We start from the raw sequence: 23,196 nt of genomic DNA, 5'->3' as shown, positions 1-23,196 counted from the left end.
TCAGAATAGGAGTTAGAGGTTAGTGAGAGACCGCTGGAGAAAGTCGGTGTGCTTGTTACTAATGAGCTTGTTTTATCGAGGGATGAGATTATTAAGGCATTGGCACCGCAGATGAGGAATTAATACACAATGACCGTTAAGATGCGTGGGTGTAATAAGGTGAGTTTATTTTCAATTTTTATTATTCACTAAGCAGTGGTTTTATGACTTTAGGGTTGATGGTATTGGGAATCTCCTAGTACGTAGGGTTATCGTTAACCACCTATCGAAAGTATTCTCATGGAAAGAGTACTCACCACCCTCCCTACCCATGCCAGATGCCTTAATGCCTCCGAAAGGTACATGGCTCTCCTCTAGAAATGTTACATCGTTTATGTGGAACATGCCTGACTCCACATTTTCTGCAATATTCAGCGCCCTATTTATGTCCTTGGTGATAACGGCACCACTGAGCCCATAATCATTACTATTGGCAATCTCAATAGCTTGTTGATCGTCATCAACAACGATCACAGGCCTTATTGGTCCGAAGACTTCCTCCTTCATAACCCTCATGTTTAGATCAACATTAGTAAGTATTGTTGGCGTGAAGTAGTTACCCTTAACATCACTACCAAATAATACCTGAGCACCATGGTCTAAAGCATCCTTTAGGAATCCCTGCATTGTCTCGACTTGGTTATGGTTAATTAATGGTCCTTGATCCATATTCTTATCAGCCCTAGGATCGCCAATTCTGAGTATCCTCGTGTACTCCACAAACTTTTGAATGAACTTATCCGCAATACCCCTATGCACAATAATCCTCTTGGCAGCCGTACAGATCTGGCCCTGATGGAAGAAGGCTGCGAAAACTGCGAGCCTAGCAGCATAGTCTGGGTCGGCATCGTCAAGTATTATCAATGGGTCACTACCGCCAAGTTCGAGGGTCACGGTCTTCAGAGAACCACCAGCCTTAGACGCTATCTCCCTACCCGTAGCCGACTCACCAGTGAAGGTTATATGACTAACCCTCTTGCTAACAACTATCTCATCACCAACAACACCACCAGAACCAAACACAACATTCAACACACCCTTAGGAAGACCAGCCCTCTGGGCTAGTTGAGCTATCATATAGCCCGTTATTGGTGTATCACTGGCTGGTTTGTAAACCACGGTATTCCCTATGGCTAGGGCATGAGCTATCTTCTTCATTGATATTGACAATGGGTAGTTCCAGGGAGTTATAACACCAACAACGCCCTTAGGCTTCTTGAACACCAGGGATATCGTGGCCTCACTATCAGAATTGAGCACCTTGCCCTCATAGTGCCTAGCCATCTCAGCGGCATTCTGAATAAGTCTCTCGGTAAAGACAACCTCACCCCAGGCCTTCTTGTAGATACCGCCACCCTCCTCAATCAAGACCTTAATGAACTCATCCTCCATCTTCCTAAACTCCTCAAGCATCTTGTAAAGATACTCACTCCGCTTGATTGGCGTCAACCTAGACCAATTCTTTAACGCGTCATAGGCAGCATCGATGGCTGCCCTAGCATCCTCCCTACTACCTGCCGCAACCTCAGTCAGTGGAGAATCATCGATGGGACTCCTCTTGATTCTATACTCGCCGCTTGAGGGTTTAACGAACTCGCCATTTATGAAGTGATCCAGCCTAGGCAGAGGCATAATTAAAGCGGGCGCAAATCTATTAATAAAAATAACCTGGTACCGTCTTATGATATACTTAATAATACTGATGGTTTATTAATATTAATAAATATATTTATAAATTATGCATTAAACATTATTATAATTCTATAACATTTTTATTTTAGTCATTAACATAAATATGATATTTAATCATATTTAATATTAAACTTAGTTTCTAAGATCTAGGAAGTATGGACCCTGAAATTAAAACCTACCTAATTTTACTTATAATATCGTTAATCTTAATGATAGGCGGAGGTGCCTTTGCGTCCTATGTTAATTCTGACTTTGGTTTTGTCCATGTGTATCAAATAGCGATATATGGTGATCATGACGCTGTGATAAGCGCCATGCTTTATTTACCTAGCACTGCGTCGACGAAGCATCCTGTCCCTGCGATATTGGCTGTCAATGGGTGGAACAATCAAAAAGAGTTTATGCAAAATGTCGCCATAGAGCTAGCGAGGAGAGGATATGTAGTATTAATAATGGATCCCTATGGGCATGGGCTCTCTGGTGGTAGTATAGGGCTTGCAATTGCCTATGGGCCTTACGGTACGGTGAGCGCCCTAAAATATTTGACCTCCCTGCCCATGGTTAATGCCAGCGATATAGGTCTTGTTGGGCACTCCATGGGTGGCCTGGCAATAACTGAGGCCGCGTTGGCTTTACCAAATGATTATAGGTCAATGTTTTTCATGGAATCAACGCCGTTTTGGTACGGCTTCTATAGTCCAGCATTGGTTAGCCATCTCAAAAATGTAGCTATAGCCTTTGGTCTTTACGAGGAGTTAGGCCCATTGATGATGCATGAGCCGACAGGTTTTGACGCGCCAGAGTCACCATTATTAATGCAGTTCTTCAATACATCACAGCCAGTGGTGCCGAATGAGGTGTATGGTTCAATAAATGATGGGACTGCCAGAATATTATATCAACCTCCAATAACTCATGCACAGGCAACTGATGACCCGACTGAGATCGCTGAGGTAATACAATGGTTCTATCAAACCCTTGGCGCGCCCATTTACATACTGCCAACTAATCAGATATGGCAATGGAAAGTCGTTAGTACTGGATTGGCGTTATTTGGTGCTTTTATTTTCCTATTCGCTACTGGGGCCTTATTACTTAGAACAAGTGTATTTAGATCCTTAGTGAGACCAATACCTGATTACAAGGGATTTACAGGTATTGGTTGGTGGATCAATGCAGTAATAGCGACAGCCCTAGGTCCTGCACTGTACATATGGACAAATATGTTTGTCTGGACTCACCTAACATCATTCGTAAGTGTTGTATTTCCCCAGGTACAGAGCGATGTTTATATGTTCTGGGCATTGGTAGTTGGTGGTATAACAATAGTTCTTCTCATAATGGATCACTTCGTTTTCTTAAGGAAGAAAGGCGCATCTGCGGTTAATTATGGGCTTTCATGGGGTGATAGAAAGACTACTATAATCAATATAATTAAGGCCTTTGTATTCGCGGTTATAGTATTGTCGACCTTGTATGTAATACTGGACTTTGTTTTCTATACATTTAATGTGGACTTTAGGCTATGGATTTGGGCCTTGGAACCAATGACCTTTAGAAGATTCATATACTTCTGGGCGTATTTACTGCCATTTGCTATTCTCCTTGTACCACTGGCAGTATTATTTAGTGGGTTTATGAGACCAAAGGCTGGAAAGATAAGTACTGGAGCTGAAATGACTATTAACTCGGTAGTGTTAACTCTAGGCATAATTATCTGGCTGATCATTGTTTATGGAGAAATATTTACTGGCCACGCACCTAATCTAAGTGTGCTTCCAATATACATGATACCCTTCGTAATACTATGGCCATTAGTTGCCTCGCTAATAACATTTTACTTTAGGAAGACGGGAAATGCTTATGTCGGCATGTTCCTAGTGACAATGTTCATAGTATGGTACGTAGTCGCCTTTGACTCCTTTTAATACCAGTATTAATATTTAAAATAAAACGATAATCATCTTTAATTAAGTCACTATTATGATTATAAATTTAGAAATGGTCTTTAGTACAAAATTTATATGGGTCTCATTTAGTGAACCTAAACTTATTTACTGTAGATTGCCACTGAAAACTAAGGAAAAGTAAATGGATAGCATTAAAATCCATTAAGGCGACATAACATAAAGATATACTATTTTAATCAAATTCAAGTTCATGTTTGTAATAAGTTATTTTCGTCATTTCAAAAATCGAATAACCCATTCAGCTTTTGGTGCGGGGGGTGGGATTCGAACCCACGCAGGCCTTCGCCAGCGGATATCTTATTTTTGATCTTAAGTCCGCCCCCTTTGACCAGGCTCGGGCACCCCCGCAGGTTTAATTTAATAATCACGGTCTTTTTAACTTTTTTGCCCTGGTCGTTGTTACCTGCCTTTCGTGGTTATATTCACTTATTTATTTTCATATATTCTTGTTCAAATATAGTTTGTCAAGGTGTTAGGCAAAAAATGCATTTTTATAAAGGTATAAATTTTCGAGGTTTCATAATCGTTTGATTATGAGTAAGGTTGTGGATGTTAGTAGGGCATTGGATATTATTAAGGATAGTGATGTTATTGCGGTTTCTGGTTTTAATATGGCGACAACACCTGAATATCTACTTCTTAAGCTTTATGAGAGGTATAGGGAGACTGGTCATCCACGTGATTTATTCATAGTTACTGACTCATTACCTGCAGCTAGAGGGCGCGGCCTTGATCTAATTGCTGAGTATATGTTTAAAGATAACGATTTCGGCTTTATTAAGGGATTCATGATGACGTTTCTTGGCGTTGCTCCCTGGCTTCAGAGGCTAGCCATTGAGAATAGGGTTGAGGCTTACTCATTTCCAATAGGTGTTGCGACTAGGTGGTTTAGGAGCATTGCGTCTAGCACGCCGGCAATTACTAAGGTTGGTCTTGGGACATTCCTAGACCCTAGGCAGGATGGTATTTACTTAAATGACTTGGCGAGGGAGAGGAGGACATGTAGAGTTGAGCTAGTTAGTATTAATGGCGATGAGTACCTTCTCTATGATTGTCCAAAGCCAAGGATTGGCTTAATCAGGGGTAGTACTGCTGATGAATTTGGTAATTTAACAATGAGTGAGGAGGCAATTTACGGATCTGTTCTGGCGATTACCCAGGCCGTTAAGGCTCAGCCCAATCCCGGCGTTGTTATTGCCCAGGTGCTTTATGCAAGCAGGTTTGTTAATACCAAGGACGTTCATGTTCCAGGCCCATTAATTGACTATGTAGTAACCTCACCACCCGAGTACCACACACAATCGGCCAGTATTAAGTACGACCCAAGCGTCTGTGGTCGCGTCGTAATAAGCAATGCATGCTTACCCAATGATGATAAGGCTAATTTTGAAATAACCATTGCCAGAAGAGTTGTTCTCGAGTTTGTAAAGCTCGTTGAGAGATTAGGTAGGCCAATAGCAATAAACCTCGGTATTGGAATACCTGCCCTAGCCGCCAGGATAATAAAGAGTGAGGGTATTGATGATTATATAGTCACTACGGTCGAGTCAGGTCCCTGGGGTGGGATTGCACTTAGTGATGATGATTTCGGCGTAGCAATATCGCCTAAGGCAATACTGCCAATGCCAGACCAATTCATTATGTACGAGGGAGGCATTATAGACGCGGCATCACTTGGCTTCATGCAAGTTGGGCCTAGTGGTAATGTAAACCCAAGTTTCTTACCCGAGAAAGTTACAGGACCTGGTGGATTCCCTGTAATCGCCCATGGTTCACCTAGGCTGTACTTCGCTGGAGCATTCACTGCGGGTAGGAGGGATATTACTATTACTAATGGTAGACTTGCCATAATTAGGGATGGACCAATAATGAAATTCGTTAATAAACCCTATAAGGTCGGCTTCAATGCCGAGCTTGGACTTAAGATGGGTAAGGAGGTAATGTACATAACCGAGAGAGCAGTTTTTAGATTGACAAGTGAGGGGTTAGTCCTTGAGGAGTACGCACCGGGTGTTGATATTGAGAGGGACATATTGGCTAAGATGGAGTTTAAGCCAGTAATTTCAAGGCATCTACAGCCAATGGATAATTTAGTGTTTAAGGATGGACCCATGGGCCTACTGGAGATCGTTGAAAAGGCGATTAAGCGTTGATCAAGGCATAACCCATTATTCTTGGCTTTTTAGGTTTAGCATTCACGTTTATTATTAATGCCCTGCCACTAACCATGGGTAACTCACTGGTTAATACAATGCTATTGCCCTCAACCTTACCCATAACCTTAATACCATTAAAAATCACGTGGACCTCCCTAGCATCATCGCTCCACTTAAACCTGTTGAAGTCATTAATGGAGTTTATGAATTTCGTACCCGGCCTAATGAGCGCCTGTATTCCCTCAATATCCTCAAGTCTAGTATTCCTCAATGCCAAACCGACACGTGTACCTGGCATTACGGAGTCCTGGTCTTCATCAAGCACCTGGATGCTCTTGATCTCAGTCTCCACGTTCATTGGGTATGCAATGAACTTATCATGTACTGATACCTGGGTCAATGCGTAGCCAAGCACTACAACACCGACACCCTTAACATTAAATGCCCTATCGACATATACAAGGCCCCTATCACTAACATCCATGTCAAACTCCCTAAACTCAGATATTAACTTCGAAATACTCAGCTCACTGAAATACTTCATGAAGGTGTTGGTATCATTCGTAAGAATAATACCTGGCAAGCCTGACGCTTCAAGCAATAATGCTCTCTCACCATCAAGCCAAGTTATTGCATCGCTCACTTTGAAGTAAAAGGAGCTTGATATAGAGACTGCAATTGCTTCATCAAGTATACTATCTGGACTCGGGATTAGGATACTACGTACGAGATCATTAATCTTCCTATAGTAAACCCTCTCCTCACCCCTATCCCTCTTACCAAGCATTGAGGCTATCTCAAAAGCCTCCTGGTCGTTCGTTGATAATATACTCACTATGCTTCCTCGAAGCACGAAAATAATGACCGAGAATTATTGCTTTTAAACCTATCGTATTAATTAAGTAAAATGATCATGGAGGTAAAATACTAATGATGTCGCCAGCTATCCCAGCAAGCCCAAGCTCCTCAACAGTCTTTCTCCTCGGGTAGCCAGTGCTTGGATCCCAACCGAGTGTCTCCCAGTACTGCTCTCTCATCCTCTCCACATCCTCCTCAGTCAACTTAACACCAGCCAGCGGTCCCTCCGGGAATGGTTCGAGAACCCTCTTGGGTAACTTAAAGTCCTTCTTTGGATTTACTCTCTCCCTAACATTGAATAATTGCCTAAGTGTGTGTATTCTATGGCCGACCTTAAGCAGTTCCTGTGGTGTGTACCTCATGCCGGTTACGGCATATATCAGGTCTATGTATGGCAGGGTCCTATAGATTACTTGAGATGCGAATTGACAGAAGCCTAATGAGTTCTCGACCTGTGTGGACATGGCTATTATGGCTGCCTTACGACCCTTATCACTATAGTCATACTTAGGTGATGCGCCTAGGTCCATGCCAATGTCGAATGGCGCCCAAAGCCTCTTGCCGCCCTCACCCCACCAATGAACACCACCAGCCGTGTGCCTAGCTGGCGTTGGATCTGCGGTATATGTGATGGCCAGTCCAGGTAAGAACTGTGGGTGATGTGATGGTAATTCCTGACCTCCAACATGCATTGCATACTGCTCGGCGCCCTTACCAATTATCTCAGCAGCCCTCTTAACACCTTGGCCAAGTATCTTACCGATTCCCTCAGCCTTGGCTATTAACTCAACGAGCTTAACCACTGAGTCAGGATCACCCCACCTCAGTGGAAAGCCAACATCCTTCTCGGTGAGTATTCCCTTCTCGTATAGTTCGAAGGTGAAACCCACAACATTTGCCGTCGATATTGTGTCTAATCCATACATGTTGCAGAGTTCACCGACATAAACCACTGAGTCCTGGTCGGCATTTAATAGGGCTGGTCCAAAGAGCGAGGCTGTTTCGTACTCAAGTCTGTGTCCCTCAACCAAGCCATACCTAGTGCTTCTTCTAATCCATGCACCACAGGACACTGGGCAGCTTGCGCAGCCGTAGGGCTTAATATTATCCTGAATTACCGTATTAGTCCCAAACTTCTCAAGGTTCTTGGTTCCGTAATCCCTAACGCCAATGCCAGCCCAATTCTTGATTGGTGTGTCACCAGATAACACACTCGTGTCCAGTGTGGATATTGTTCCATACTTATGCCAAATGTCATAGGCCTTCGCCCTAGTCGTTCTCAACGCATCAAGCAATTCCTTGATTTTTTGCCTAAGTAGATCTTTATCATGTATCACGGGTTTCTTATCACCAACAGCAACTATAGCCTTCAGTTTCTTACTACCCATTACGGCAGCAAGTCCAGACCTGCCGTAGGCCCTGCCATACTCATTAATAATAGCCGCAATTAACTGAAGTCTCTCCCCAGACGGTCCAATACTAACCACTTGGGCACCCTTATACCTGCGTCTCAACTCATCCTCGGTCTCCCTAGCTGTCTTACCCCAAAGGTCACTCGCGTCCTCAATGTGTATATTACTATTATCAATAAGTATATAGACGGGTTTCTCGGAAGCGCCAGTTACGAAGACAGCATCTAAGCCCGCCTCCAATAACTTAGGGCCGAACCTACCACCGGCGTTAGAATCACCCCAACCACCCGTTAATGGTGACTTACCAACTGCCATAGACCTACCGGTCATTGGAATACCACTCGCATTTAGTAGGCCAGATATTATGCCCAGTATGTTGTCAGGACCTAGTGGGTCTACCCTAGGCTTCATGTGGGTGTATAGGAACCAGGTACCAAGCCCATAACCACCAAGGAAATCCCTATACACATCATCAGGTACCTGAATCTTCCTAACCTCTCCTGTTGAGAGATTAACAAAGCCTATAATCCCATTAACACCCTTTATGACCACAACAAGAAATAATCACATCTCCTTTAAAAGTTAAACCCAGTAGATTAGGTAATAAAAATGCATGGTTATGGTTTATGGATATTGAGTATGACTAAGACTGATTAACCGTGCTCTTAGTAATCTCGCTCCTGTGGATTTGCTTGAATAGGTATGATGATACCCAAAGCATTGCACCAGCCACCATGTAACTCCCACCAATCCCGATGAAATCTGCTAAATACCCAGACGCTAATGACCCTGTTAGATACGCCGAACCAGTAATGAAGCTATAGGCACCAAGACCCTTACCCTCCTCGCCATTACCGAGTTTCTCGAAGATCATAACACTTGACGCGGTGTAGAATGTTGGGTAGGCGATACCTGCGGCTAGTGGGTATAGTGTTAATCCTGTAATGATCATGGTCTCCGGAGTTGATGCAGTTAATCCAATTAGGAAGTATGATAATCCCCTTAGTATTGATGAGTGCGATGATGCTCTTGCATTGCCACCGAGTAGGTGTATTATGCGTGGGGTAATCATATAACCGATGATCTGAACTCCCATGCCTACGGAAATTATGGTCATTACCCAAGGTCTCGATAAACCACCAACCCTTAGTCCGTATGGGTAAAGCGTGTTGAATATTCCTGATGATAAATAGAAAATAACAAGCGCCAAGTAAAGAGTAATTAACTCGCCCAGATTAACATTACGAATACGCCCCCTAAATACCCGCCTACTTACTATCTGTCTTTCACCATTGCTGACCCGCGGTACAGAAATTAATGACCAAGCAAAGGAGATAACAGGTAATAAGCCCATGATGAGCAATATGGACTTAATGCCCATAAAGCTTGATAATACGGCAGCCGAAACATCACCAACTAGGTAACCCAGCGAACTAATGAAGTTAAGTAAGGAATATGACTCACTCAATTTATACTTGCTCGAGGACTTAACAAGGATGAAACTTGTGGAAACACCAACGGCGGAGGAGAATAGTGATGATGCGGCGTAGTAAAGGGCTATTTGTGGAATATTAGGCGCATAGGTAAGAGCTAGGATGAATAGGGCTGTGCCGAGAAAACCCAGGACAAGCACCTCCTTATTACCATACCTGTCAAGCAGGAAACCCCACAGTAATGGCGCAATGATACCGGCAGCAGAGCCCGCAGCCATGGCGTAACCAACATCCACGGGGCTACCTCTAAACGATGCTATCTCGAGAGTAATCAGGGTACCCAGAGGACCAATGGCGACACTATACGGCAATAGGGTCAATACCCACCTAGTACTTCGCTTATCGATAAGGTCCATACCATGGCAAACATAATTTAAGGCCCATTTAAAACATACTACATGAGAATAATCAAAAAGAAACAGAAAGTTTACCTAATGCATCTCTTAAACGTGATTTACGACACCTTACTAAGACTTAAGCAGAGACCATATAATTGCTACCTATGTGCATTATGAAACATGCATACCTTCCCTTATACTCTCCTCATACACGTATCTACCACCCCTCATGTATGATAGCACGGCGCCTATGACCACGAATATTATAGATATGTATAGCGAGAACCTAAGGCCCATCATGAACGATGGGCCGAGGATGCTGGGCAGGAATGTGTTGCTATCCAGGAGTTTCACCACGCTTGATGGCAAATTACTCACTGCAGAGTTAGGTAGTACTGATGCTGGGTCCATGCCGAGGAACGTAGCGAAGAGTAGGCTTGACGCTGGTATGTTAGCTAATACATTAGCTACGTTGGTTGGTAACCCATAGCTCAGAGCAATCTCATGTATCCTGATTGGTACGTATTGTGAGAATACGCTCATGGCTATTGTGAAGAACATAGCCATACTTATTGTGGAACCAACATTACTCAAGGTCTGTCTCATACCATTACCTGCGCCCCTATCCCTTGGGGGTAATGCGTTCATGATTGAGGTTGTGTTTGGCGAGGCGAATAGACCATTACCAATACCATTAATGAATAGTATTGACTCGAACTCGGTTAGGTTAAAGTTGTAGGGAAGTAGCGTGAGTAGGTAGAGCGATATCGCGATTATTGCCATGCCCACGGTAGCTATAATCCTGGCACCATACTTATCCGTGAGTGATCCGCCTATTGGCGCCATTATCACCGTACCCACAAGCATAGGTAGCATGTATATACCAGCCCAGAATGGTGTCTCCGTGTAACTAAAGCCATGGATTGGTAGGTATATGCCCTGCAGCCATATTGTTATTAGGAACATAATCGCGCCCCTGGCCAGCGATGATAGGAAGAGGGCCATTACACCGTAGGTGAAGGGCCTAACCCTAAACAGTGATAGCTTGAAGAGCGGCTCTTCCTGTCTAAGCTCTATTGGTATAAAGGCAATAATAAATGCCGTGCCTGCTATGAAGGACGTAATGACCAATGGGTTTGTCCAACCCATCTCCGAGTTTCCATAGGGCATTAGGGCATAGGTGAAGCCAAGGGTTATCAACACGAGACCGAGAGCCAGCGTCAGGTTACCCCAATAATCAATCTTCACCCTCACGTTTCTCCCATCAATCCTCCTCAGTTTGAATACAGACCACAGTGCACCGGCTATCGCAAATGGTACATTAACGAGAAAGAGGAGGTGCCAGTCATAATTTGAAAGTAAACCACCCAGTATTATTCCTAGGAAGGAACCAATTATGAAGGAAGCCTGGTTCAAACCAAGCGCCTTACCTCTCTCGCCAGGTGGGAAGGCATCGGTCAGGAGTGCCGTGCTATTAACCATGAGAAAGCCACCGCCCACGGCCTGAATAACCCTGAACGCTATCAGGAGCAGAGCGCCAAAATTACCCGAGTTACTTGGTATTAATGATAGTAGTACCGAGGCTACTGCGAATATTATGAAACCGAGGGTATAAAGCCTGGTCTTACCGAATAGGTCTGAGATCCTGCCGAAGGTAACGAGGACACTGGCAAGGACTATGCTATACCCCATGAGGACCCAGAGCAGGTAATCAAACTCCCCAGGTAGGAATGGATTAACATTCAATCCCCTAAAGATCGTGGGCAGCGATATTAAAACTATGTACATATTAATTGAGGACATTATTACCCCGAGCGTTGTATTGGTCAGCACAACCCACTTATACTCCATTAACAATCAAAACCGTTATCAAAATCAAGTCATATTTAAAACTAACGCCAATAAAAATAAGCAGAAATAATCCTCATTTCAGCTATATGCAATAAACATAACTGTAATAATTTTTAATCCATCATGCATTAATCTTTAGACCCATCATATAATTAATGTAATTACTGCATTTTACTCGAGGTGTTTTGGTGCCTTCGGGTATTTATTCCATAGTTCTGGATCGTGACTAATAACGAGCTTAACATTAGGTCTTCTAAGCCAGAGCTTTAGCATCTTTATACCCTTGAGGAATTCCTCAGCATTACCAAGCAGCCAACCCTTACTCTCGATCTCCAGTTCCCTTGGTAGGTGTAGGAAGTCACCCGTGAATACGTAAGTATTGCCTGCATCCGTAGTCACCTTAATTAACATACTCCCTGGGGTATGACCACCAACTAGGTATAGCTCCACGCCTGGCAATAGCTCAAAGTAATCGGTACTTACTGGATTTAGGTTGGCGCCTCTTAGGTTATCGATGTCGACTGGCACGTAGGCGCCAGTCTTACCGAGCCACATCATGTAGAGTGCATGCTTCAACTCCTTCTCATGCATCACGAACATAGTCCCAGCATCCTTAAGCAGGTAGGCTTGCCCTGTGTGGTCGAGGTGCAGGTGCGTGAATACCACGAAGTGTATATCCCCCGGCTTCAGACCGATCAGTTTCAGTTGATTTTCAAGCCTATTCTCATCGGTGAACTTTGTCATTGGGAATACATCCCACGACGATTTAGGCCAAACCTTCTGAGCCTCTGGATGAGGACCAGTATCAATGAGGACGAGACCATCCTTATGCTCAACTAAGGCCCCAGTTACTGGAATATCAACCCAAGTGGCTGGTTTGGAAGTGCCTCTCTCGCTAATGACTGATGGATCCGGTATGAACCAACCCATTTCACCGGATAGAACGCCATAATCAAGCAGATAGACCCTCTTTACTCCAGTATTCATCATAATTGGATAAAGATAATATATTTTAAGTTTTACTTCTTCAACTTCTCTAGTTAACAAACTACCAATACTGCATTGCTTCCTTAAACATTTGCTCTAGGTCCTTCTTACCTGGCACCTTTGGAGAGACCACAAGCAGTCGTTGCTGGGCATAGGCACCCTCAACCAGGTTTGGTACATCCACATCCTTAAAGCCCATCTCCCTAAGCCCACTTGGTAGTCCAAGGTCCTGCATAAGCCTTATCAACGCTTCATATATCGCCTCACCAATCTTCTTCGGTGTCTCCGTAGGCTCAACATGAACACCAAGAATCTGCGCAGCCCTTGCAACCCTATCTGGTGCCACTACCGCTATATACTTCATGGCCGTCGGTGCACCCATCGTTACTGATATACCGTGAGGAACCAATGGATAGTCAACCGGGTAGTCCGGTGGCTTCCACTCCTTAACCATACCAGCTATTGGGTAAGCCATTGCATGGGGTATGTGAACGCCTGCATGCCCGAATCCAATGCCAGCTATTGAGGCTCCAAGCATCATGTAGTACCTAGCCTCAATGTCACTACCATTATATGTAGCCCTCCTCAAATACTTGGCAACCCACTCAATAGCCTTCTCAGCAAACATATCTGAAATTGGTGTGGCACCAACGTAGGCCGGCCTCTCCGCTGGGCTCTTAGGCCTTGGCCTTGAGTAGTATGGCCTAGCGGTGTATGATTCGATGGCGTGCATTAATACGTCAAGTCCCGTGGATGCAGTAATCATTGGAGACATACTAAGTGTATTAAGTGGGTCGATAAGTGCAACCGTGGGCCTTATGTATGGGTGCGATATGCCAGTCTTCACGTGATACTTCAAAACGTCAAGTACGATAACGCCGGTATTCTCGGCGCCCGTACCTGCGGTTGTTGGTATAGCAATCAACGGCTTTAACGGACCTGGTGGAGCCTTACCCTGGCCAATCGGCTTATTTATGTAGTCCATTATTGGCGCCGGGTATGTCGTTAATAAATTAACGGCCTTCGCGGTATCCATCACACTACCGCCGCCGAAGGCCACGAAGCCGTCGTAATTCTTATCCTTAGCGTAATTAACGGCATCCATTATAGACTCATCAGTAGGCTCGATATGCACGTTATAGTAAACATCGACTTGGATGCCCTCATTCTCAAGGGACTGCTTAACAACTTCATACCTACCACTCTCATAAAGTGTCCTGCCAGTGACCAGGAGAACCCTCTTAAGACCGAGTCTCCTAGCCTCATAACCAACCTCACTCGTCACGCCAAAACCGAACTTAACAACCTGGGGGATACTCAGCGAAAAGACAGTATCCAACTCACCCATACCCATAAACGAGAAAGCCATTATTAATAAATTATGATTCACTATTTTAAATTTTACCCTATACTCCTAGTTAGAAATTCTAGGTCTTATTTATCATAAAAGACCATAAATAACTAATAGAATATCAAATACATAGGCAAATAGTATTTAATAAACTAAATACATATTGAATGAGGCACTACCACGTACAGCATTAAAACAATTTTATTTATAACTTATGTATATGGAATTATTTATAAAATAATGTATCATAATTATGTCGAGTTATTAATTATATGACAGATAAAACTTTAATTCCATTAACCTTATATTTAATATGTATGGTTGAGCTCACGAGAGATGTTGCTCTTAAGATGTATGAGTTAATGATTAAAATACGTTATTTTGAGGACACAATGAGAAAGTGGTATTGGGAGGGTAAAGCGCCAATCTTCGATATTGGTTCTGGTCCAATACCTGGTGAGATGCACTTGGCCGCTGGTCAGGAACCTGCGTCCGTCGGAGTTATGATTCACCTAACCCCAGCTGATGCAGTATTCGCAACTCACAGGGCTCATCATGTGGCCATTGCCAAGGGCGTTGACTTGAAGAAAATGGCAGCTGAGATTTTCGGTAAAAAGACCGGACTTGGTAAGGGTAAGGGTGGGCACATGCACCTATTCGACTCAATGGTTAACTTCGCATGTAGTGGTATTGTTGGTGCCGCGTTTCCGCAAGCCATTGGCGCCGCATTGGCCTTTAAACTTCAGGGAAGAAATAACGTTGCTGTCGCCTATGGTGGTGATGGCGCAGCTAATCAGGGAACGTTCCATGAAGCCCTGAACTTAGCTGCAATTTGGAAGTTACCAGCAATATTTGTGATTGAGGACAATAAATGGGCAATATCAGTGCCTAAATCGAAATCAACAGCGATAGCCAGAAACAGTGATAGGGCCGTGGCTTATGGAATACCTGGAGTCTTCGTACCTGATAACGATTTATTTGCACTATTTGAGGCTGCCAGGGAGGCTGTTGATAGGGCTAGGAGAGGTGAAGGACCAACACTAATTGAAATTGAGACTTATAGATTCTATGGGCATTTTGAGGGTGATCCTGAGATTTATAGGCCTAAGGAGGAGGTTGAGGAACTTAGGAAGAGAGATCCGATAATTAGAGTTAGGGATGAGTTAATAAGGAGGGGTTGGCTTGATGACAAGGAGGATGCCCAGATACAGTCTAGGGCTAGGGCGGAGGTTGATGATGCAATTAAATTCGCCCTGGATAGTCCATACCCAGAACCTGAGGAGGCTCTTAGAGACGCATTTTCATTACCAGAATCGGTTGGTAAGGCCGATGTTGGTTGGCCATCCACAAGTGGTAGGGTATTACCTGCGTATATGGCGATTTCCGAGGCAATAGCCCAGGAGATGGAGCGTGACTCAAGGGTATTCTACATGGGTGAGGATGTGTGTGCCTATAATGGCATATTCGGCATAACCCAGGGGCTATGCCAGAAGTTCGGGCCCGATAGGGTTAGGGATACTCCAATCTCCGAGGCGGGCTTCATAGGGGCTGCCGTGGGTGCGGCAGCAGTTGGTATGAGACCGATAGTGGAGTTAATGTTTGTGGATTTCCTGGGTGTAGCCTTTGACCAAATATTTAATCATATGGCGAAGAACCACTACATGTCCGGTGGGCAGGTTAAAATGCCCATAGTATTGACAACAGCGATTGGTGGTGGTTATAACGATGCAGCCCAGCACTCTCAAGTACTTTATGCCTTATTTGCCCATGTTCCTGGGCTTAAGGTTGTAGTGCCTTCCAACTCATATGATGCTAAGGGATTAATGATAAGTGCCATTAGGGATGATGATCCCGTGGTGTACATGTTCCATAAGAAGATCCTTGGCTTGCCCTGGATGTCATATCCAAAGACTGCGTTAACGCATGTACCTGAGGAGGAGTATACAGTACCGATTGGTAGGGCTAGGATTGCTAGGGAGGGTAGGGACGCCACCATAATTACGGCTGGTCTCATGGTACACTACGCATTGGAGGCTGCTGATAAATTAGCTAATGAGGGTATTAGTGTTGAGGTGGTTGATTTGAGGACAATAAAGCCACTTGATAGGGAGACGATAGTGAATAGCATTAAGAAGACGGGTAGGGTGCTCGTGGTTGATGAGGACTACCTAAGCTTTGGCTTGACTGGTGAGGTGGCGGCCATAATCTCCGAGGAGGCTCATGGGTACTTGAAGGCGCCATTTAAGAGGTTAGCTGTGCCGGATGTACCGATACCCTACAGTAGGCCTCTTGAGCAGTTCGTAATACCATCAACGGACAAAATAGTGAGCGCCATTAAGGATCTAATGAAGTAAGGTGAGGCATTGAGTTATTAATGTCTCATTATTTAAAATAATAAGGTGATATTGTTGCATAAGGTCGGTCTAATCGTTAATCCAGTGTCTGGAACTGACATTAGGAGAGCTACATCGACAGCTGGGTTTATTGATAATATGCAAAAGGCGCGCACTGTCAAGAGTATACTGAGGGGTATTGAGGCTGTGGGCGTCGATGAAGTCCTAATAATGCCTGATTTCTATGGAATTGCAGCCCATGCACTTTGGGACTTACCACAATTAAGCCTTAAATGGAGTTTTATAGACATGAAGCCTAGGGGTGACTATACAGATACTGTTAATGCCGTTAAGGAAATGGTTAAGGAGAGAGTAGGTAGTATAGTGATCCTTGGTGGTGATGGTACCGTTAGAGTCGCATCAAAGGTCTCCGTCAATACTCCACTGCTCCCGATATCCACTGGCACTAATAATGTAATACCGTATTTCATAGATGGTACTCTAGCGGGTATCGCAGCTGCTGCGGTGGCTAATGACCTAGTTAATGACAGTGTCACGTATAGGTTAAGGAGGATATTACTGATAATAAATGGTGAAGTAGTTGATCAGGCATTAGTTGATTTGGGGGCGACGCTTTACCCATTCAGGGGCGCCAGGGCTGTTATTGATCCTAACATGATAACTGAGACCTTCATATCACTGGTGAAACCACTTAGTATTGGTTTGGCATCAATAGGCAGTGTTCTGAGGCCCAATGGCTTACCTAGTGACAAAATACTTCATGTGATCATTGGATCAAGGTTTAGTATTAAGGCCGTGCTAATGCCCGGTTATGTGACTAATATGGGTATTGATAGGGTTGAGGAGATAAGCCTTGGTATTAAGGTGCCAATAAGTAGGGCGTACACAATTGAGCTTGATGGCGAGAGGGAAGTGGAGATTTTCAATGGTGACTATGTTGAGGTAATGGCTGATGAGAAGGGTCCCGTCATCATAGATGTCAATAAGGCAATGCAGGAATTATTTTTAAGGCAATGTTCTAACTGTCCGTAGGACTAGGGCTTCTTGAAATAATAAACGTCCTTTATAGCCTTCATTACCTTCTCGGTGCTTGGTATCCACTCACGCTCCAGAGCCTCACTAAATGGTACTGGTGTTGCTGGCGGTGTGACTAACTTAACGGGAGCCTTAAGATGCTCAAAGGCCTTAGAGACCGCGAGGGCTGCTATATCAGTTGCGAAGGATGCCCTTGGGTAACCTTCATCAACAACCACTAGCCTGCCCGTCTTCCTTATTGAGTTCAGTATGGTGCCTTCATCGAGTGGTACTAGGGTTCTTGGGTCAATAACCTCAACACTAATACCCTCATTAGCCAGCTTCTCCGCGGCTTCGAGAGCCTTATGAACCATCCACGCAGTTGCAACCACAGTCACGTCCTTACCTTCCCTCTTAACGTCAGCAACACCAAACGGTATTTTATAGGGTCCCTCGGGCACCGGGCCTCTAACGCCATAGAGCATCTTATGCTCAATGAATATTACTGGGTCCTCCTCATCAAGTATTGCTGTTAGTAATAGGCCCTTGGCGTCGTATGGTGTTGAGGGCATTACAACCTTAAGCCCAGGAACGTGGATAAATATTGCATGTAATGACTGGGAATGTTGGGCGGCTGCTTGAATACCTGCGCCGCACACTGTCCTGAGGACCATGGGAATCTTAACCTTACCACCTGTCATGTACCTAAGCTTCGCTGCCTGGTTGTATATTTGGTCAAAGGCTACACCCAGGAAGTCTATGAACATTAGCTCAGCAACAGGTTTCAAACCCATCATTGCAGCGCCTACTGCAGCTCCTATGAAGCCAGACTCAGCTATTGGGGTATCCCTAACCCTCTCTGGGCCGTATTTGTCGTATAGGCCCATTGTAACTCCAAATACACCGCCATAAACACCCACATCCTCACCCATTATTACTACCCTCTTATCGACGGACATTGCGTAGTCCAACGCCTCATTTAGGGCCTGGACAAACGTTATTTCCCTCGTGCTTGCCATGCTCATCACCTCACTCCCACCTCCAAACTAATACTCCATTTGTTGGCTTTGCAAATACATCCTCATAAAGCTCCTCGGGCTCTGGGTATGGACTATCCTCAGCGAACTTCACGGCCTCCTCAATCTCATTAGACACGCGCTTCCACACGGCGTCAAGCTCCTCCCTAGTTGCTATGCTTCTCTCAAGTAGGTACTTCTCGAATAACTTAATTGGGTCCTTATTATTCATCCACCACTCAAGCTCGTCCTTGGACCTATAGATCTGCGGATCACCCTCAAAGTGACCCCTGAACCTATATGTCTTGGCCTCTATTAGTGTTGGTCCCTCACCTCTCCTAGCCCTATCAACAGCCTCCTTTGTTGTTTCGTAAACTGCCAGTACGTCCTGTCCATCAACACTCACGCCGGGTATTCCATAGGCCTTTCCTCTCTCGGCAACGCTGGTTATTAATTGTTGTTTCGAGTAGTGAAGTGATATTTGATACAGATTATTCTCACATACGAATACAACGGGTAACTTCCAAATTGCAGCTAGGTTGATCGCCTCATGGAAGTTCTGCTGATTCGAACCACCCTCTCCAAAGAAGGCAACGGCCACATTATCCCTACCCAATAATTTAAAGGCCAATGCAGCACCAACCGCATGGGGTATACCGCCACCAACCATTCCATTGGCACCGAGCATGCCAATACTTGGATTAGCAATATGCATTGAACCACCCTTACCCCTATTACTACCCGTCCTCTTGCCAAATAATTCGGCGAAGGATGCCTTCAGATCGCCGCCCTTGGCGATGTAGTGACCGTGGCTCCTGTGAGTCCCCGTAATCACATCGCCGGGTTTCAATGCGGCCATGACACCGGTGGCCACGGCCTCCTCACCGACATATAGGTGTACAAAGCCCTTGATCTTACCCTGGGCGAAGAGTTCTGCGGCCTTATTTTCATGGAGTCTTATCTTGACCATGGTCTCGTACATCCACATAAGCTTATCCTTACTTAACTCCTCCCTCTGTGCCATAACAATGTTTCTAATTTTACTTCTTTTAAGTTTTGCCATGATTTGCATATTCATGGTCTATGAATGTAATTCATGACAAAAAGTAAATAAATAGTAATGACTTATGTTCATTTATGCCTAGAGACCCCGTGATAGGTCTCGTGATTAATCCACAGGCTGGTAGAGACATTAGGAGGTTGGTTGCCTACGCCAGTGTCTTTGATAATTCTGAGAAGATGAATATTGTGCGTAAACTAATAATGACCTTACTTGATCTTGGTATTAATAGGTACGTAATAATGCCTGAGCCCGAGGGCATTGTAACTACCGCATTACACTCACTACCGAGTAATGTTATTGAGAGTATTGAGTATGAGTATGCCCCAATAAGGGTTAGTGGTACTTGGGTTGATACCTATGATGCGGTTAGGTACATGATTGGTAGGGTTGATGCATTAATAGTCCTTGGTGGCGATGGGACGAATAGGATAGTTGCCAAGACTGGTATTGAGGTGCCTGTCATGCCAATATCGACTGGTACGAATAACGTGTTTCCATACATGATAGAGGCCACTATTGCTGCGGAGGCCATAGCGGCCATAGTACTTGGTTATGTCGGGGTTGAGGAAGGCGCGTACAGGACTAAGGTTATTAGGATTTATGAAGATGGTGAGTATAGGGATATGGCTATTGTGGATGCGGTATCCACTTCCTATCAGTATATAGGTGCCAGGGCAATTTGGGAGCCTGAGTACATTAGGGAGGTTTTCACAGTGCTTAGTGCACCGTATAATATTGGCCTATCATCAATAGCCGGCTTATTTAAGGAGGTTGGTCATGAGAATGATGAGGCAATATACGTTAGGTTATCGAGGAATGGAACTGGTAAGTCATTTAGGACAGCAATAACGCCAGGCCGCATGAGTAGGCTCAACGTTGAGGAGGTCAGGGAGGTGAGACTCGGTGAGAGGGTTCAGTTAAGCCCTGGTTCGACGTTAATAGCACTGGATGGTGAGAGGGAGTTCATGGTTGATCCAGGGAGTGATTTGGTGGTTGAGGCTGTCAGGAGTGGTCCATTTGTAATTGATTATAGGAAAACCCTCAGTATAGCGAAGGAGAGGGGGTTCTTCGAATCATTCAAGTAATTCCCTGGGTATCTCAACGCTAATGAATTCCCTACCGAAGACCCACTCAGCTCTATTATACTTATTATAATATAAGTACTCAGCAAGTCTGAGTTCACGTTCAGTTAATTCATCCCTATAGTACTCAAAGCCCAGGTACTCCGAGTAACCCCTGAGTAACGCGCCCTTAACCTCATCCATGTCCTTACCCGTTAGGTCATACACATTACCAACCCTATGACTGACCTGGGTAACACCCTTATCCTGGAGCTTTGTCTTGGGAACCTTAAGGACCCTGGCAAGCATATCTAGGTTGCTCCTTATGAGCATGGTTGCGTGAAATAGCACAAAGCCCTCCCTCAAACCCGCGGCTGAGCCAAGGACCTTCCTATCATTAATCTCCACATCATTAAGTCCAGGGCTCTCAGCCTTAACACCAAGTCTCTTGAAGGCCAGTAATACTGGGTTTATCATTGTCTCGTACATCCTAACTACGTCATTACTCATGCCGTAGACGTCAGGCACTATCACGGAGTATATTAAGTTACCGAGGTCCTGATAAACAGCGCCACCGCCAGTGTCCCTCTTAGCTATTTGAATGCTGTATTGCTGGGCAACGTCCATGTTAATCTCCTCCTCAGCGATCTGGAACTTACCAATGATAACGGCATTCCTATGCCTCCAGAACCAGAGGGTTGGTGGTGACTTGCCGAGCATCATGAGTCTGAATATCGCCTCCTCAACCGCCAGGCTCATCCTTGGGTTATCCAGGAACTCATGCTCCACAAGCCTAACCCTCATGGCGAACACCCATTATTGCCTCAACGAAATCCTCCTCAGTAACGAATGGTACCTTAACACCACTATTGAAGAACTCATGAACAACTCTACTAACATCGCCCCTACTGAATTTAACACCAGTCAACGACTTCTCAAGCATGAGCAATGCCTCCTCTGGGTACATGAAGAAGTCACCCGTTATTCTAATCCAGGTTATCCTGCCATCATCACTAAGTCTCAATCTAACTCTTATCAAACCCTTCTTAGCCTTATACTCATTAATCAAGGACATCTATAAATAAAGTCCTAGTCAATATTTAAAAATTCCCATTAGGTGCAATTGCTATGCTTATTACAGTACCCAATCTCTGGAATTACGATAGGTACGGACCGGGAGTCATCACAGAGTGGTATAAGAAGGAAGGTGACATTGTGAAGAAGAAGGAACCCCTGTGTCAAATAATGGTCATTAAGGCCACATACATAGTGGAGAGCCCAGTGGATGGTAAATTAACGAAGATAATAGCCCAGAAGGGCACTAAGGTCAAGCCTGGCGATCCACTCGTGGAGGTTGAGGAGATAACAGCACCACAAGCTCCAGCGCCAGCACCTACACCACAACCAGCACCACAGGTTATTACCGCACCCGAGGTTAGGGAGTACTCAGTGATTAAGATCGAGGGTCTTAGGAGAGTTATTGCTGACAGGATGACCGAGAGCCTGAGAACCGCAGCACAATACACGCTGCACATGGACGTGGATGCCACGGAACTCGTGAAACTTAGGGAAGAGAGGTTCAGGGATTACTCATACACAGAACTACTCTCATACATAGTAATTAAGGCGCTTAAGGACTACCCAAGCCTTAATGCCCACGTTGTTAATGATGAGATGAGGGTATTTAACCACGTGCATCTAGGCATTGGAATACAAACGGATAATGGCCTCCTCGTGGGTGTTGTTAAGAACGCCGACACAATGGACCTGGATGCTCTTGTCAAGGGCATTAGGAGGATTATTGATGATGTTAGGCAGGGGAAGGCAACGCCTGAGGAGTTGACTGGGTCCACATTCACAATAAGTAACCTGGGAATGACAGAGGTCATTTACTTCACACCAATAATAAACCCGCCGGAGGTCGCGATACTCGGTGTTGGGAAGATTAGGGATACCAATGGGAGAAAACTCCTACCGCTAAGCCTAACCCTTGATCACAGGGTGATTGATGGCTACGTAGGCGCTCAATTCCTGGGTAGGCTCAAGGAGTTGATTGAGAAGCCCCAGGGAGTACTGCCTGGACTACCGTCTCCGCCTGAGGTTTCCTATACCCTAAGCGCGGTTTCACTGTCAGATACTAGGATTGAGGCTACCATAAGGAACTTCAGGGTAATGGTTGATGAGACAGAGGATGCGGGAGGTACAAACACAGCGCCAAACCCAATAGAATACTTACTACTTGCCCTAGCTGGGTGCATGAATGTAACCATTAGGAAGATAGCCAGGGAGAGAGGTGTTAAGATAGACTCAATGCAATTAACGGTGACCGGTTCACTAAACCCAGCCAGGTTTGAGGGTCTCACAAAGACTGGGAGGGCTGGCTTGACTCATGTAAGTATTGAACTGAGTATATCAACAACAGCACCAAGGGATGCAATAAACGATATAATTAAGGAGGCCGAGGAAAGATGCCCAGTGCACGACACATTAACTCAAGGAACACAAATAAAAATCGCAATAAAATAATTAAACAACTCACTA

17 protein-coding genes and 1 tRNA gene are annotated in these 23,196 nt (G+C 44.7%); 6 read left to right on the top strand and 12 right to left on the bottom strand.

Going from position 1 to position 23,196, the window contains the following annotated elements:
* Positions 1–201: 201 nt before the first annotated feature.
* Positions 202–1,671, bottom strand: coding sequence for an aldehyde dehydrogenase family protein (locus tag ACP5L5_RS07550; RefSeq protein WP_428762773.1), 1,470 nt, complete (start codon positions 1,669–1,671; stop codon positions 202–204).
* 269 nt (positions 1,672–1,940) lie between these two features.
* Here ACP5L5_RS07550 and ACP5L5_RS07545 point away from each other — a divergent pair, with 269 nt between their 5' ends.
* On the top strand, positions 1,941–3,659 hold the full coding sequence (locus tag ACP5L5_RS07545; protein WP_428762771.1) for an alpha/beta hydrolase: 1,719 nt from the start codon (positions 1,941–1,943) through the stop codon (positions 3,657–3,659).
* A 288-nt stretch (positions 3,660–3,947) separates the two neighbouring features.
* On the opposite strand, the gene ACP5L5_RS07540 is transcribed toward ACP5L5_RS07545, so the two are convergent.
* A tRNA-Leu gene (locus tag ACP5L5_RS07540) sits at positions 3,948–4,049 on the bottom strand.
* A gap of 185 nt (positions 4,050–4,234) precedes the next feature.
* On the opposite strand from ACP5L5_RS07540, the gene ACP5L5_RS07535 reads away from it, so the two are divergent.
* The gene (locus ACP5L5_RS07535) at positions 4,235–5,854 is read left to right on the top strand and encodes an acyl CoA:acetate/3-ketoacid CoA transferase (protein WP_428762769.1); all 1,620 of its coding nucleotides are present in this window, start codon (positions 4,235–4,237) and stop codon (positions 5,852–5,854) included.
* Here ACP5L5_RS07535 and ACP5L5_RS07530 read toward each other — a convergent pair.
* The 6 genes from ACP5L5_RS07530 to ACP5L5_RS07505 form a co-directional block, all read right to left on the bottom strand.
* Positions 5,844–6,710, bottom strand: a complete 867-nt coding sequence (locus ACP5L5_RS07530) for a translation elongation factor (protein WP_428762767.1) — start codon at positions 6,708–6,710, stop codon at positions 5,844–5,846. The two genes, ACP5L5_RS07535 and ACP5L5_RS07530, sit on opposite strands and share 11 nt — an antisense overlap.
* A gap of 58 nt (positions 6,711–6,768) precedes the next feature.
* Positions 6,769–8,679 (bottom strand): aldehyde ferredoxin oxidoreductase family protein, encoded by a 1,911-nt coding sequence (locus tag ACP5L5_RS07525; RefSeq protein WP_428762766.1) that lies wholly within the window; start codon positions 8,677–8,679, stop codon positions 6,769–6,771.
* Between the two features lie 91 nt (positions 8,680–8,770).
* Positions 8,771–9,976 (bottom strand): MFS transporter, encoded by a 1,206-nt coding sequence (locus ACP5L5_RS07520; RefSeq protein ID WP_428762764.1) that lies wholly within the window; start codon positions 9,974–9,976, stop codon positions 8,771–8,773.
* 153 nt (positions 9,977–10,129) lie between these two features.
* Complete coding sequence (locus tag ACP5L5_RS07515) at positions 10,130–11,809, bottom strand: MFS transporter (RefSeq protein WP_428762762.1); 1,680 nt, start codon at positions 11,807–11,809, stop codon at positions 10,130–10,132.
* 171 nt (positions 11,810–11,980) lie between these two features.
* Positions 11,981–12,796 (bottom strand): N-acyl homoserine lactonase family protein, encoded by an 816-nt coding sequence (locus tag ACP5L5_RS07510; RefSeq protein ID WP_273302198.1) that lies wholly within the window; start codon positions 12,794–12,796, stop codon positions 11,981–11,983.
* 61 nt (positions 12,797–12,857) lie between these two features.
* Positions 12,858–14,165 carry a hydroxyacid-oxoacid transhydrogenase gene (locus ACP5L5_RS07505; protein WP_428762760.1) on the bottom strand — a complete coding sequence of 436 codons (1,308 nt, stop codon included), beginning with the start codon at positions 14,163–14,165 and terminating at the stop codon, positions 12,858–12,860.
* A gap of 299 nt (positions 14,166–14,464) precedes the next feature.
* Here ACP5L5_RS07505 and ACP5L5_RS07500 point away from each other — a divergent pair, with 299 nt between their 5' ends.
* Positions 14,465–16,501, top strand: a complete 2,037-nt coding sequence (locus ACP5L5_RS07500) for an alpha-ketoacid dehydrogenase subunit alpha/beta (RefSeq protein ID WP_428762759.1) — start codon at positions 14,465–14,467, stop codon at positions 16,499–16,501.
* Between the two features lie 54 nt (positions 16,502–16,555).
* Positions 16,556–17,533 carry an NAD(+)/NADH kinase gene (locus ACP5L5_RS07495; RefSeq protein ID WP_428762757.1) on the top strand — a complete coding sequence of 326 codons (978 nt, stop codon included), beginning with the start codon at positions 16,556–16,558 and terminating at the stop codon, positions 17,531–17,533.
* Positions 17,534–17,535: 2 nt separating this feature from the next.
* Here the strand turns inward: ACP5L5_RS07495 and ACP5L5_RS07490 are convergent, their stop codons facing one another.
* Both ACP5L5_RS07490 and ACP5L5_RS07485 read right to left on the bottom strand, forming a co-directional pair.
* Positions 17,536–18,534 carry an alpha-ketoacid dehydrogenase subunit beta gene (locus ACP5L5_RS07490; RefSeq protein WP_273302209.1) on the bottom strand — a complete coding sequence of 333 codons (999 nt, stop codon included), beginning with the start codon at positions 18,532–18,534 and terminating at the stop codon, positions 17,536–17,538.
* 10 nt (positions 18,535–18,544) lie between these two features.
* Positions 18,545–19,555 carry a thiamine pyrophosphate-dependent dehydrogenase E1 component subunit alpha gene (locus ACP5L5_RS07485; RefSeq protein ID WP_428762755.1) on the bottom strand — a complete coding sequence of 337 codons (1,011 nt, stop codon included), beginning with the start codon at positions 19,553–19,555 and terminating at the stop codon, positions 18,545–18,547.
* 113 nt (positions 19,556–19,668) lie between these two features.
* On the opposite strand from ACP5L5_RS07485, the gene ACP5L5_RS07480 reads away from it, so the two are divergent.
* Positions 19,669–20,679: an NAD(+)/NADH kinase gene (locus tag ACP5L5_RS07480; RefSeq protein ID WP_428762753.1), complete on the top strand. Its 1,011-nt coding sequence runs from the start codon at positions 19,669–19,671 to the stop codon at positions 20,677–20,679.
* Here ACP5L5_RS07480 and ACP5L5_RS07475 read toward each other — a convergent pair.
* Both ACP5L5_RS07475 and ACP5L5_RS07470 read right to left on the bottom strand, forming a co-directional pair.
* Positions 20,668–21,459 (bottom strand): biotin/lipoate A/B protein ligase family protein, encoded by a 792-nt coding sequence (locus tag ACP5L5_RS07475; RefSeq protein ID WP_273302219.1) that lies wholly within the window; start codon positions 21,457–21,459, stop codon positions 20,668–20,670. The genes ACP5L5_RS07480 and ACP5L5_RS07475 overlap by 12 nt on opposite strands.
* On the bottom strand, positions 21,449–21,730 hold the full coding sequence (locus ACP5L5_RS07470) for a lipoate protein ligase C-terminal domain-containing protein (protein ID WP_428762751.1): 282 nt from the start codon (positions 21,728–21,730) through the stop codon (positions 21,449–21,451). The genes ACP5L5_RS07475 and ACP5L5_RS07470 overlap by 11 nt, the downstream gene beginning before the upstream one ends.
* Positions 21,731–21,783: 53 nt before the next feature.
* Here ACP5L5_RS07470 and ACP5L5_RS07465 point away from each other — a divergent pair, with 53 nt between their 5' ends.
* Positions 21,784–23,181: a 2-oxo acid dehydrogenase subunit E2 gene (locus tag ACP5L5_RS07465; protein ID WP_428762749.1), complete on the top strand. Its 1,398-nt coding sequence runs from the start codon at positions 21,784–21,786 to the stop codon at positions 23,179–23,181.
* Positions 23,182–23,196: the final 15 nt, after the last annotated feature.

The sequence above is a fragment of the Vulcanisaeta sp. genome (assembly GCF_049966235.1).
GTDB lineage: Archaea > Thermoproteota > Thermoprotei > Thermoproteales > Thermocladiaceae > Vulcanisaeta > Vulcanisaeta moutnovskia.
The sequence above is the reverse complement of the archived record's forward strand: the minus strand, read 5'-3'. Positions and strand labels throughout refer to the sequence as shown.